The organism is Flavobacterium sp. UBA5153, assembly GCA_002413745.1.
GTDB lineage: Bacteria > Bacteroidota > Bacteroidia > Flavobacteriales > Flavobacteriaceae > Flavobacterium.
This window is the reverse complement of sequence record DHXP01000001.1, coordinates 1-14,390: the sequence shown is the minus strand read 5'-3', so window position 1 is coordinate 14,390 and position 14,390 is coordinate 1. Positions and strand designations below refer to the sequence as shown.

The window sequence follows — 14,390 nt, the reverse complement described above, 5'->3', positions numbered from 1 at the left end:
CGACTAGCAATTAGAATCACATTGCTAGTCTTTTGTAGAATTGCTATTAAAATACAATAATGTGTTTTCTTACAATTTTATTTTACCATTTAATTGATATTCAATATATTAATTAAAAATGTCAATGGTAGCGCAGTCGAAGTTTAAATTAATAAATAATAGCAATAAAACGAATGATCACAGGCGAAATAAAATCTCAAATAGACAAAATCTGGAACGACTTCTGGACAGGCGGAATCTCAAATCCGTTGACCGTAATCGAACAATTTACCTACCTCATCTTCCTGAAACAACTGGACGACAAGCAAACACTGATTGAGAAAAGAACCAATATGCTCGGCGTGACTACCGACAAGCCTATTTATACTCCAGAACAAAAAGAATTGCGTTGGAGTAGCTTCAAGGACAAAGATCCGGAAGTAATGTTCAATTTGTTCACACGTCCACAACGCCATTTGAATGACGTCACCGTTTTTGACTTTATGAAAACCCTGGGCAAAGATGGCGGTGCGTTTACCGAATACATCAAGGGGGCTACGTTTATGATTCCAACGGCGAAACTGTTAGATCGTGTCGTGCAGCAAATTGACAAATTACCGCTGGACAATCGTGATACCAAAGGCGATTTATACGAATACATGTTGGGCAAGATTGCCGAAGCCGGAACCAACGGACAATTCCGTACACCACGCCACATCATCCGCATGATGGTCGAAATGGCCCAACCCAAAAAAGACGATACCATCTGTGACCCCGCTTGCGGAACAGCAGGTTTCTTGGTCGCCGCTTCCCAATATATCCACGAGAAACACGAAGACTGGTTTATGAATCAGGACTTTCGGGACCATTATAATTCCACTATGTTCAACGGAATTGAAATTGACCCCTCTATGATGCGTATTTCGGCTATGAACTTGCAATTGCACGGGATGGAAAATCCAACCTTAATTGGAAATTCTGCCTTGAGCGAAAGCAACGGCATCAGCAGCCAGTATTCCTTGGTCTTGGCCAATCCTCCGTTTAAAGGAGCACTCGATTATGACGAAGTAGAAAGCAGTTTATTGGCGGTGACCAAAACCAAGAAAACCGAATTGCTGTTCTTGGCCTTGATTTTAAGAATGCTCAAACTCGGTGGTCGTGCCGCCGTGATAGTGCCTGATGGCGTATTGTTTGGCAGCAGTGGCGCACACCAAAACATTCGTAAGGAATTGGTCGAAAACCAACAACTGCAAGCTGTAATCTCGATGCCAAGCGGCGTTTTTAAACCCTATGCCGGAGTAAGCACCGCCATTTTATTCTTTACCAAAACCAACTCGGGCGGCACGGATAACGTTTGGTTTTACGATATGCAAGCCGATGGTTTTAGCCTCGACGACAAACGGAGCGCACAACTCTCGGAAGAAGTATTCGAGCAATGTTTCGCCAACCCGGAAACTGTGTTGGAAGAATTCAAGGGCAAATGCGATATTCCTAATATTTTACTAGACTGGAAATCAATCGGCACAACTCCCTCCCCTTTGGGGAGGGCTGGGGTGGGGACAGACCGCACCCAAAAATCCTTCCTAATCCCAAAAGCCGACATTGTAGCCAACGATTACGACCTCAGCATCAATCGCTACAAAGAAATTGTCTATGATGAAGTAGTATATGAAAAGCCACAAACACTCATTGCGGATATTAAAGCAATAGACAGCAAACGACAAAAAGCGATGGCTGATTTAGAAAAAATGTTAGGATAAAAAACCGGAATTCTCAAAACAACCATGCTATGATAAATTTTGACACATTAGCACAATCCATTCAGCAAACACACACCGTTTTGCAACAAGAAAGCGTTAAGGCGATTAATATTTCCTTGACGGTTCGCAATTGGTTAATTGGTTTTTATATTATTGAATTTGAACAAAATGGAAAAGATAGAGCAACGTATGGAAATAAGTTATTGGCTAATTTATCCAAAACAATTGCCATTAAAGGATTAACATCCCCTGAATTATCGAGATGTAGGCAATTCTACACCACCTATCCTTTTTATTCAGATATAATTCATCAAAAATATACCCATTTGATTGCTGAAAACATTTTGCGGTTGCCAACCGCAAAATTGGAAAATCAAGAAAATCGAATTCTTGGGTTGGTAACCCAAGAATTCCAAAACGATGATAAAAACATTTTGGGGTTGCCAACCCCAAAATTCCACAATAATAATCTTGAGCTTTTAGAGTATAATAAAAAAGCCATTCAACGTATTTCATACACCCATTTTGTTGAGCTCATTAAAATAAAAGACCCAACACAAAGACAGTTTTATGAATTATTAATTTTAAAAACGCAACCCTCAGTGGCGCAATTAAAAAAACAAATTCATTCCCTGGCATTTGAAAGAGTCGGTTTGTCTCAAAATACGGCATTGGGTTTTGACGAATTATTGCAAAAAATTGAGCCTTCAAGCCCTATAGATTCTATAAAATCCCATTATATTTTTGATTTTCTAAAATTAGGCAACTACAATTTAATTGAAGAAAACACGCTCGAACAAGCACTGATAAATCATTTACAGGAATTTATAGTTGAACTCGGAAATGGCTTTTGCTTTGAAGCACGGCAAAAGAAAATCCTCATAGATGAGGAATACTATTTTGTAGATTTAGTTTTTTACCACCGTATTTTAAAATGCCATATTTTAATAGAACTGAAAGCGGATCAATTTAAGCACGAACATTTATCGCAGCTCAACACTTATGTTTCCTATTACAGGGAAGAAGTAAAACAACCCGATGACAACCCGCCAATAGGCATTTTACTTGGTACCCAAAAAGGAACAAAACTGGTAGAATATGCCCTTTCGGGAATGGACGAAAAACTATTTGTTTCTAAATATTTGTTGCAACTGCCTAGCAAAGAAGTATTGCAAGCCTTTATCGAAAACGAATTAAAACGGTTGGAATAATGAATACTCAAAAGCAATGACAAATTTAGAAGAAATGCGGAGTAAGAGGGATTCTGACCCCCGGGAAAATAATAGCAGAGAGGAAGGGATTCGATACAGGGGTAACCTTGACTTGTCACACTGAGCACAGTCGAAGTGCAAACCAGTAACCATTTAATTAACAAGGTGACCGCGACAGGGTTCGAACCAGAAACCCTAGTAATCGCAGAAGGATTCGAACCTTCGACCGACGACTATCTGCTTAGAAGAGGCAGGTACTCTAAAACACGGCTCTTAACGAGCGATTGAATTAATAATAAAACGAATATACAAAATTATAGAACTAATGCAGAAAGTTGAATTAATAAATTTAATTGAAAAACCTATTTCGGGTGAATGGGGTTCAGACGGAACAACAATACCAGTCATTAGAACAACTAATTTTTCAAATGAAGGAAGATTAAATTTAAAAGACATTGTGCTTAGAAATATTGACTTGAAAAAAGTTGAAAATAAAAAACTTCAGAAAGGTGACATCATTATTGAAAAATCTGGAGGAAGCCCAACACAACCAGTTGGAAGAGTTGTATATTTCGATTTAGAAGGCACTTATTTATGTAACAATTTTACTTCTGTTTTAAGACCAAAACAAGATAAAGTATTTCCTAAATATTTACTATACCAATTATACATAAGTCATTTATTTGGATTTACAAATAATTACCAAAACAAAACAACTGGAATTATAAATCTTAAATTAGAAAGATATGTAAAAGAACTTCAAATTCCCCTCCCCAGTCTTCAAACTCAACAAAAAATTGCCGCCATTCTCGACAAAGCGGATGAACTACGCCAATACAACCAAAAACTCATAGAAAAATACGATGCCTTAATGCAAAGTTTGTTTCTGGATATGTTTGGGGATCCGGTGAGAAATGAAAAAGGTTGGAAGAAGTTAGAGCTGAAAAAATTTGGGAAAATAATTACAGGAAATACTCCTCCAAGAAATGATGATGAAAATTATTCATCAAATTTTATTGAGTGGTTAAAAACTGACAACATCAATGATAAATATGTAAATGTAACTCAAGCAAAAGAATATTTATCTGAGAAAGGATTTTCTAAAGCCCGATTTGTAGAAAATGGCGCATTACTGGTGGCTTGTATTGCTGGTAGTATTGAATCAATCGGTAGAGCTTCGCTAACAGATAGAAAAGTGTCATTTAATCAACAAATAAATGCTATTCAACCTTTTGATGATGTTAATCCAAAATATTTATACAACCTTTTTAAAATTTCAAAAAAACACATACAAAATCACGCTTCAAATGGAATGAAACGAATGCTTACGAAAGGTGAATTTGAAAAAATTTTAATGATAAAACCAACTTTAGAACTTCAAAACCAATTCGCAGAGCGAGTACAACTGATAGAAACCCAAAAACAACAAGCCCAAGAAGCCTTGGTAAAAAGCGAGGATTTGTTTCAAGGGTTGTTGCAACGGGCGTTTAAGGGAGAGCTAAATTAAAAACAAAACACTATGGATTTTTTTAAATCATTTTTTGATGTAACGAAGCTACCAACAAAGATTTTTCTTGTTGTTTCAATTGTCACGGGAGTATTTATTTTTTCTGGATCAGAAATTTTAAAGAAACTCCATTTGGATAAATTTCAAACGTACGAAGGATTTGTAGGTTTGGCTTTTTTATTTTCTACTGTTCTTGTAATAGTAAATCTAATTATATGGATATTCAACAAATTACATTTTGAATACAAGCTAAAAAAATTAAAAGCTGAATACAAACAAATCCTAACACAATTAGATCCTAAAGAAAAAGCAGTGTTGAGAGAATTTGCAATTCAAAGTCAAAATTCAATTACAATGCCCTATGATAACACAGTCGTTTCAGGCTTAATTGATAAAGGGATTTTAAGGTTTAATAAACAATTAGGGAACTCCTTCATTGCAAATGGAACAAAAGTTTCTATGTCAATGACTAAGTATATTTCAAAAATTATCAAACTAGAGCATCTTGATTTAAAAGAAGAGCTTACTGAGGAAGAAAAATATTTAATTTCAGAGAACAGACCTGAGTGGGTTAATAATAATTGGAGGTATTAAAAAAATTGTCAAAAAACAGCTTTTAATACAAAAAACAACAAGCACAAGAAACAATGGTAAAAAGCGAGGATTTGTTTAACGGACTGTTGCAACAGGTGTTTAAGGGGGAGTTAAATTAAAAATCAATCTATTTTAAATTTCAAAACTTTGACTATTATCATTTTTTATATTAACATAAATCAAAAATATTCATGAAAGAAAAGCTTCTCATTTTTCTAAAAAAAATAATAGTTTGGTTAGAAGTTTTGCATTACAAATATTCTTTAACAAAATTAGATGAAATGACATATTCTTCATTATCTCCTATTGATAATGGGGATGAAGACGGGCATTATTCAAAAGCATTGTTATGGGCTTTAAAAAACAGAAAAAAGGAAGATATCAAAAACATTGCTCTGACAGGACCTTATGGATCTGGTAAAAGTAGTATTCTGAAAACATTTCAAAAAAATTATAAAGGAAATGACTTAAAATTCCTTAATATTTCTTTGGCAACATTCAAAGAAGAAAAATCTCAATTCGATGAAAAAGGTAATAAAATTGAAGTCGATAAAACGGAACTGTTAAGGCTAATTGAAATAAGCATACTTGAACAAATTTTTTATCATGAAAAAGATGAAAAAATACCTGATTCAAGGTTTAAAAAAATAAAAAGTTATAGCACTATTGAATTAACCCTTTATTCATTCGGTTATCTATTATTTTTAGTCGCCATTTATAACTATTTCAACCCTTATTTCATCCAAAGTGTCTTTAAAGATATTGCAATCAACAGCACTATATGCGACATTATTCATTATGGTGAAATATTAATAATTGCATTGGGTGTCTTCTTTATAATTCGGAAATCAGTTAGAATTTTAAGTGCCATTACTGTCAATAAACTTAAATTTCAGAATGCCGAAATTAGTATCGGAGAAAATTTGAATAAGTCTATTCTTAATCATCACATTGATGAGATACTTTACTTTTTCACAGTTTGTCCATATAATGTTATTATAATTGAAGATTTAGACAGGTTTCAGGAAACTGAAATATTTACTAAATTAAGAGAAGTCAACCTACTGCTAAACAATTCCGAAAAAACCAAGAAAAAAGAAATCACCTTTGTCTATGCAGTAAGGGATGATATGTTTACGGATAAAGAACGTACAAAATTTTTTGATTTTATTATCCCAGTTATTCCGGTTATCAATTCTTCGAATTCAAGTGAGATATTATTCAAGAAAAGAAACCAGCTTCAATACAAACTAAGCGATAATTTAATTGAAGATATTTCATTCTTTATTGATGACATGCGATTACTTCATAACATATCAAATGAATTCTATTTGTATAAAGAAAAACTCAATGAAAATTTAATCCATGATAAATTGTTCGCCATTCTTACTTATAAGAATATTTATCCAAACGATTTCATGAAATTGAGTTGTAACGAAGGAGATCTTTACAATATATTTTCTTCTAAAACTAACTACATAAAAAAAATAATTAGTGAAATCGAAAGCAAAACTGAAGTATATAAAGGACAGATTCTTGTATTTGAAAATGTTTATTTAGATAATACTAAAGACCTTCGCCTTTTGTATGTTGCCCGAATCATTGAAAAATTACCTGGATTTCAATCTTTCCTTGTAAATCAAACGAATATCTCAATAGAAGAAATTGTTGAAAACCAAAATTTTGAATACCTAAAAGCTAATAATTTCTCATATAATCAGATGGTATATGACAGTTATTACAGAAGAGATTCTATACAAGTAAAACAACATGATTTTGAGTTTACAGAAATAGAAAAATTGGTGAATCCTTCAAGATTATATCTTGACAGAGAAAAGGAGATTATTGAAATTAAAAACGGTAAAATCAATGCTTTAAAAAATAAAATACAGGAATTAGAAAAACAAAAGCAAACAGTAAGGAACTTCAAAATATCGGAATTACTAATATCTAACCAATCATCTGAAATCGAGATAAGTGAAAACCTTAATAGAAATCTTATACTAATTTTATTGAGAAATGGTTATATCGCGGAAGATTATACAGATTATATTTCCTTATTTCACGAAGAAAGTATTACTCGTTCAGATTATCAATTCTATATCAATATTAAGAATGGTAACAGACAACCTTTTGACTACAAGCTTTCAAAAATTGAAAAATTAATTCCTAAGATAAACCCTTTCGATTTTCAAACGGAATATATACTGAATTTTGATCTCTTAGATTATTTACTTATACATTCCAGTAATTATAACATACAGATTGAAGCCATTTTTAACAAACTTAAAGATGAATCAAAAGAGTCTGTTGAATTTATTAAAGGATATTTTGAAATTTCTCAAAAGCAGGAAGACTTTATAAAATTACTTTGTAACAAATGGTATAATATATGGGGATTCATCGAATCTAATCCTGATTTTTTGGAAAATTTAAAACAAGATATTTTTAAAAGCATCATAGAATCCGGAGACATAAACGCTATACTAAATATTGCTAAACAATCCACATTCAAGAAAGTAATCATATCCAATCCTCTATTTTTAAATATCACAAATAACTATCCGAAACTTAAAAAAGTTATCGTAGAATTAGGATTAAATTTTAATGAAATTGATTTTGAAAATTCACCAGATGAAATGCTGAATTTCATATATGAGAAAAATCACTATGAGCTTAATATCGGAATGATTGCTTCTATAATTAAAAAATATGGAGAATTCAATCAGGTAGAATTTGACAATTCTAACTTCTCTTCAATAAAGAATTCGAAAGCAGATCAATTAATTGAATATATTGAGAAAAACATCAATAAATACATTGAAGATATTTATCTGAAAATTTCAAGTAATATTAATGAAAAAGAAGAATCTCTTGTTGAATTATTAAACAATAAAGATTTAGAAATAAATAATAAAACATCAATCATCTCACAAGTAGAAACCAAAATTGTAAAACTCTCAAAAGTTAATCATTCGGGATTGTACCCTGTTTTACTTGAGAAAAACAAATTGGTATCTTCTTGGGAAAATTTGCTACATGTTTATAATAGTCAAAATACGGAGCAGGAAGAAGATGAATTAATTGAAAACGAAATTTCAGCATCTACTATCAATTTTATTAATATTCTTGAAAATGCTGAGGAATTATCAAAAGTAAAAATCCCTAAAGAAACAGATGTTTATAAAGATTTTTGGAAAAAACTAATTCAATCAAATGAAATAACTGATCAATCATATGATTTAATTACTAAATCAAATTCATGGTGGTATAGTGATTTGAATTTTGAAAATTTATCTGAAAACAAGATCAAATCATTGATAAACAATAATTGTATAAATCCAATATTAAAAAGCTTTGTTTCCTTAAAGGAAAATTTGAATGGCTTGAATATATCACTATTTGAAAAACGGAAAAGCGAATATTTTAAGATCCTAGACCAAATTACATTTGATAGTAACGATTTAGAATTAGTCCTAAAATCTACAATGCTGAATAATTCTGAAAAATTGCAAATTCTAAATTATTGTGCCGAAGAAACAATTATCACAAATAACAATTTAAGACTATTAAGCTCAATTTTGCTTGTTGACAATTCTTTTGTTGTAAGTGATACAGTCTTAAATGCTATCATTTCAAGCACTAATATACCTGTAATAGATAGGATAAAACTATTTATTAAAAATTCAAGCAAATACAATATTTCATATCTAGAACCTTTTCTGAAAAGCTTAGGTGGTATTTATTCTCCAATAACGGATACTAGTTCAAAAGCAAGAATTCCAAAAAGTGAAGAAAATAGGCAACTTTTAAAAATATTGGAAGATAAAAATTATATATCATCAGTTTCGGTACTTGAAAATGATTTCAGAATAAATCATAAAAGAAAATAAAAATAAACACGATTAGCTTTTAATCTTATTCAAGAGTAATGTATATTGTATTAATTTTGAGTTATAGATTATTATTTTAAAGCATTATAATAATATGGCATTACCAATAAACATAAACGATTTAGTCAACGGACAATCTATAGAATGGGAACGTCTTGAATTCAAACAAGGCTGGAATCCCGAAGAAATTGTGCATACTATTTGTGCCTTTGCCAATGACATCAACAATTGGGGCAGTGGCTACATCATTGTGGGCATTGCAGAAAAGGATGGAAGACCTATCCTCCCTCCTGCTGGTTTAACTCCCGAAAGTCTGGACAAAATTCAAGGCGAAGTCTTGACCCTTGCCTATCAACTGCTTCCCAATTATTTCCCTTTAATACAACCTTATGTCCTGCAAGGACAACACATTTTAGTGTTATGGTGTCCTGCCGGTGACAATCGCCCTTATACTGCGCCAATCACGCAAGGAAAAGGAGCACAACGCTATCCTTATATTCGTTTTGGCTCCCGCAGCATCATTGCCAAGGATGATAATTTAAGACGATTACAAGAACTGACAGCACGAATTCCTTTTGACGACAGAATAAACGGCAAAGCAACCATTGACGATTTAGATTTAGGATTAATTCAAGCGTTTCTTCAGGAAGTAAAAAGCGATTTATACGAAGAAAGCAAGCAAATTCCTTTTGCCGATTTGTGTCTCAATATGAAAATTGTAAATGGTCCAAAAGAGGCATTGCGTCCGTTAAATGTGGGACTGTTATTTTTTTCTCGAAATCCGGAGAAGTTTCTCGAACGTTCCTGGATTGAATTGGTCATTCACAAAGACAAAACCGGTAAAAATTTCTCCGAAAAGTATTTCAAAGGCCCCATTCATCATCAACTAAGAGCCGTCTTAGACTATTTCAAAAACAATATCATCGAAGAAGCAGTCGAAAAAGTAGCCCATAAAGCAGAAGCTAACCGCCATTTTAATTTTCCTTACGAAGCCATAGAAGAGGCTTTGTCCAATGCGGTATATCATAAAAGCTATGAAATGGACAAACCTATTGAGGTCCAATTATGGCCGGACAGAATAGAAATTCTCAGTTTCCCTGGTCCGGTTCCACCAGTAGATGCACAAATATTAAAACAAAATAAACGCATCGTGGCACGCGATTACCGCAACCGCCGCATTGGCGATTTACTCAAAGAGCTACACCTGACCGAAGGACGTGGCACGGGTTTTCCTACCATAAGAAACGCTATGAGGGAAAATAATTCACCGGAACCTATTTTTGAAACAGACGAACAAAGCACCTATTTCCTTTCGGTGTTACAAGCAAAAGAACAAATAATTAAAGTCGATAAAAAAGATATTTTGTTTACAAATTTGGAAGAGCTTAGTCGTTATTTAAAAAACAGGAACGACGTAGCTACTAACCTAGCTAATCCCAATGAAATCAAGGAAAATGTAAATTTTGAAAGCATTACTAACGGAGCTACTAACCTAGCTAGTGACCAAGCTACTGTCGGAGCTGAGCCCAATAAAATAAAGAAAAATAGCGATTTTAAAGATATCGCTGTCGGAGCTACTGTCGGAGCTAGTAAACGAGCTATTGAAATCATAGAAAGCAATCTTAATGACAAGGTTTTAGCAATTCTTAATTTCCTGACCGAAGCAAAAAGAAGAGTAGAAATATTGGAACATATTGGACTCACAAATCATAGTTTTAACCGAGAAAAATATTTAAACCCATTGGTAAATTTGGGATGGATAGAATTGACCATTCCGGAAAAACCAACTCATAAAGACCAAAAATACAAACGCACCATTCAGGGAGAAATACTTCATAAACTGATAACTCAGTAAAATCAAAAATAATGTAGTATTTTAGACGCATCAATAAAAAAATATGCAAAGCAACTTTACCTTTCTTCAACAGGAATTCCCAGAAATCTATCGTGAGATTGCAGATGCCGAAAAACACACCTTCACGGCACCACGTTATGCAGCCTTGTTGTGTCGCAGTGCGTTGGAGAAAACTTTGTTTTGGTTGTATAAAAATGATGAAGATTTAGAATTGCCCTATGATACTAAATTAGGTGCCTTACTCCACAACGAGAGCTTCAAAAACATACTAAAACCAAGTATGTTGGTCGAACTGGATATCGTGCGCCTCAACGGAAACAATGCCGCACACGGCAAAACCGTAAAAGCTTTGGATGCTTTACATTCCTTAAAAAACAGTTTTCGCTTTCTGTCTTTTCTAAGCAAATACTACAGCGAGAACAATCCCGACATTCCCGAGTTTGATGAACGAATAATTCCCTACGGAGATACCAATGATAAAAACGCCAAGCAACTTCAGGAACTCGCCGAAAAACTGGAACAGGAACGTTCCGAAGCACAAAAAGCGTTAAAAACACAAGAAAGATTAGCCGAAGAAAACGACGGCTTGCGCCGGCAATTGGAAGAACAATTACAGCTCATTGCAGAACGTAAAGAAATTCGTTTTCAGGAAACAACCGTAGAACAAGCCATTCCCGAATTAACTTCGGAACAAGAAACACGCAAACTGCTCATTGATTTACTATTGCGCGAAGCGGGTTGGGATAATTTGAGAGAAGGAAAAGAAAAAGAGTTTGAAGTGGCAGGAATGCCCCTATCGACCAATCCTTCCGGAAAAGGATATGTTGATTATGTGCTATGGGGAGATAATGGGTTGCCACTGGCAGTTGTTGAAGCCAAAAGCACCTTGCACGATGCACACAAAGGAAAACACCAAGCCAGCCTATACGCCGATTGTTTAGAAAAAAGTACGGGGCAACGACCAATTATTTTTTACAGCAATGGCTTTGAAACCCACCTTTGGGACGATACCTTTTATCCAGACAGGAAAGTACAAGGTTTTTACACCAAAGAAGAGTTACAACTGGCAATAGAAAGACGTTTTTCCAGAAAAGACCTAAGGGCATTTCGGGTAAACACGGCTATTGTCGAAAGACCATACCAATTGTTGGCCATTCAACGGGTGGCAGAAACATTGGTGACGACAAACCAACACCAACTAAAAGGGAAAAGCCGAAAAGTGCTATTGGTGATGGCAACGGGTAGTGGTAAAACAAGAACGGCAGCTGCAATCGTGGATATGTTTACCAAATGCAATTGGGCAAAACGAATCTTGTTTCTGGCAGATAGAAACGCATTAGTATCTCAAGCCAAAAACGCCTTCAAAGAATACCTCCCTCATTTATCTGCAATTGACTTAACCAAGGAAAAAGAAGATAATGGAACTCGTGTGGTATTTTCGACCTATCCAACGATAATGAATAAAATCGACAGTCTCAAAAATGAAGATGGGCGATTGTATGGCATTGGACATTTTGATGTGATTATTATTGACGAAGCGCACCGTTCAGTCTATCAAAAATACCAGGCGATTTTCAGTTATTTCGACAGCATCCTGATCGGACTCACGGCAACACCAAAAAAAGATATTGACCGAAATACATATTCGCTCTTTGAAATTGAAGATGACAATCCAACCTTTGCCTATGAACTCAATGAAGCGGTAGATGCCAAATATTTGGTACCGCCAAAAGCCATAACGGTACCGGTAAAATTCCCGAGAGAAGGTATTAAATACGCCGAACTTTCCGAAAAAGACAAACGACATTACGAGGAAATTTTTGGAATTCCCGAAGACGGCGAACCTACAGGAATTCCGGAAATAGACAAAAGTAAAATCAATACTTTTCTGTTCAACAACAATACTGCAGATACCGTTTTAGATTACCTGATGAACTACGGCCAAAAAGTGGAAGGCGAAGATAAGTTGGGAAAAACCATCATTTTTGCTAAAAACCACCGTCACGCCGTTTTCATAGAAGAACGTTTCAATAAAAATTATCCCGATTTAGGCGGTAACTTTTTAAGAGTAATTGACAACTACGAGGACAAAGCACAAGATTTATTGGAAAAATTCTGTTTTGATAAAGGTGACGAAAAAGACCCGCAAATCGCTGTATCGGTCGATATGATGGATACGGGTGTAGATGCACCAAAGGTATTGAATTTAGTGTTTTTCAAAGAAGTGAAATCCTTTGCTAAATATTGGCAGATGATTGGTCGCGGAACAAGATTGTGCAAGAACCTTTTCGGAAACGGCAAAGACAAAGAATTTTTCCTGATTTTTGATATCTGCGCCAACTTTGAGTTCTTCGATGAATTCCCGGATGGATTTACTCCCAAAGCCACAAAATCATTGTCGCAGTTGATATTTGAAACCAAGCTGGATATTGTAATGGCAATCTACAACAATCAAAATCCAACGGAAGAAGAGGAAAACTACTGTTCGCTAATCAAGGATGATTTGCAAAAAACAATTCAGGTTTTAGATGAAAATCGTTTTGAAGTAAGGAAGCATTGGAAATATGTAATGGAATACAAAGCAAGAAACCGATGGAATAATTTGACCAATAGCGCTGTTTTAGACATCAAAAACAACCTGTCCCATCTGGTTTCCTATAAAGAAGACACCGACGAACTGGCAAAGCGTTTTGATGTACTGATAGGAAAATTACAACTGGCATTAATCAATCAGTCAAAAGCACAGCAAGGCTTGATTTCAAATATAGTTACCATTGCACAACTGCTATTCACCAAAAGAAATATTCCGGCAGTTTACGCCAAAATCACGTTAATCGAGCAAATCAAAAAAGACGGCTTTTGGCCAACCATAACCATCACGGAATTAGAAAAAATAAGAACGGAATTGCGCAGCTTAATACAGTTCCTTAAAGATGAAGACAAAGAAACCCCGGTTTACACGGACTTCACGGATGTACTCCTTTTAGACCAGGTAAAAGAAGTGGATGTTATGGGAACCTATACCAGTCTGAAAAGCTACAAAGACCGTGTAGAAGCCTTTATTAGAAAAAACAGATCGCATCTGGTAATTGACAAATTGTATAAAAACTTGCCTATCACTTCCAAGGAATTGGAAGTATTGGAACTGTTTTTACTGAAAGAAGCATTGGAAAGCAAAGACCGTTTTATCAAAGAATACGGTGAGCAACCATTAGGAAAGTTTGTCCGTAATATTGTTGGTTTAGATATTGAAGTAACCAATCAGTTATTTGCTGATTTTATCTCCAAAGGGAATTTGAATGCCAACCAAATTACGTTCATTCAAAAAATCATAACCTACCTCAACCAAAAAGGAGTTATTGAAAAACAATTGCTGACGCAATCTCCTTTTAATGAACAACACGATCAAGGCGTTTTTGGAATATTCCCGGAAGAAGATAAATTTGAAACCATCATCAGGGTAATCAATCAGGTCAATGGAAATGCGGGTTATGCTTAACTGAGCTGTTATCCTAAGCGCGTCATCCCGAGCGCAGTCGAGGGACGATGGACAAAGTGCGTTGCCCATTTATTTAGGGTCTGCTGAAAAAC

At 34.5% G+C, this 14,390-nt stretch carries 7 protein-coding genes; all 7 read left to right on the top strand.

The window, feature by feature from the left end; translation table 11 throughout:
* Window positions 1-173: 173 nt before the first annotated feature.
* Window positions 174-1,739 (top strand): HsdM family class I SAM-dependent methyltransferase, encoded by a 1,566-nt coding sequence (locus tag B2145_RS00035; protein ID WP_291096872.1) that lies wholly within the window; start codon window positions 174-176, stop codon window positions 1,737-1,739.
* A gap of 29 nt (window positions 1,740-1,768) precedes the next feature.
* Complete coding sequence (locus B2145_RS00030) at window positions 1,769-2,950, top strand: PDDEXK nuclease domain-containing protein (RefSeq protein ID WP_291096869.1); 1,182 nt, start codon at window positions 1,769-1,771, stop codon at window positions 2,948-2,950.
* 325 nt (window positions 2,951-3,275) lie between these two features.
* The gene (locus B2145_RS00025; protein ID WP_291096866.1) at window positions 3,276-4,457 is read left to right on the top strand and encodes a restriction endonuclease subunit S; all 1,182 of its coding nucleotides are present in this window, start codon (window positions 3,276-3,278) and stop codon (window positions 4,455-4,457) included.
* A 12-nt stretch (window positions 4,458-4,469) separates the two neighbouring features.
* Window positions 4,470-5,051 carry a super-infection exclusion protein B gene (locus B2145_RS00020; protein ID WP_291096863.1) on the top strand — a complete coding sequence of 194 codons (582 nt, stop codon included), beginning with the start codon at window positions 4,470-4,472 and terminating at the stop codon, window positions 5,049-5,051.
* A gap of 191 nt (window positions 5,052-5,242) precedes the next feature.
* A complete protein-coding gene (locus B2145_RS00015) occupies window positions 5,243-8,944 on the top strand; it encodes a hypothetical protein (RefSeq protein WP_291096861.1) in 3,702 nt (1,233 codons plus the stop codon).
* Window positions 8,945-9,038: 94 nt separating this feature from the next.
* Window positions 9,039-10,799, top strand: a complete 1,761-nt coding sequence (locus B2145_RS00010) for an ATP-binding protein (protein ID WP_291096858.1) — start codon at window positions 9,039-9,041, stop codon at window positions 10,797-10,799.
* A 43-nt stretch (window positions 10,800-10,842) separates the two neighbouring features.
* Window positions 10,843-14,298 (top strand): DEAD/DEAH box helicase family protein, encoded by a 3,456-nt coding sequence (locus tag B2145_RS00005; protein WP_291096855.1) that lies wholly within the window; start codon window positions 10,843-10,845, stop codon window positions 14,296-14,298.
* Window positions 14,299-14,390: the final 92 nt, after the last annotated feature.

What these genes read in the sequence shown, in the direction of transcription:
- B2145_RS00035 (WP_291096872.1), top strand. Translation starts at nt 174, where the DNA reads ATGATCACAGGCGAAATAAAATCTCAAATAGACAAAATCTGGAACGAC.
- B2145_RS00030 (WP_291096869.1), top strand. Translation starts at nt 1,769, where the DNA reads ATGATAAATTTTGACACATTAGCACAATCCATTCAGCAAACACACACC.
- B2145_RS00025 (WP_291096866.1), top strand. Translation starts at nt 3,276, where the DNA reads ATGCAGAAAGTTGAATTAATAAATTTAATTGAAAAACCTATTTCGGGT.
- B2145_RS00020 (WP_291096863.1), top strand. Translation starts at nt 4,470, where the DNA reads ATGGATTTTTTTAAATCATTTTTTGATGTAACGAAGCTACCAACAAAG.
- B2145_RS00015 (WP_291096861.1), top strand. Translation starts at nt 5,243, where the DNA reads ATGAAAGAAAAGCTTCTCATTTTTCTAAAAAAAATAATAGTTTGGTTA.
- B2145_RS00010 (WP_291096858.1), top strand. Translation starts at nt 9,039, where the DNA reads ATGGCATTACCAATAAACATAAACGATTTAGTCAACGGACAATCTATA.
- B2145_RS00005 (WP_291096855.1), top strand. Translation starts at nt 10,843, where the DNA reads ATGCAAAGCAACTTTACCTTTCTTCAACAGGAATTCCCAGAAATCTAT.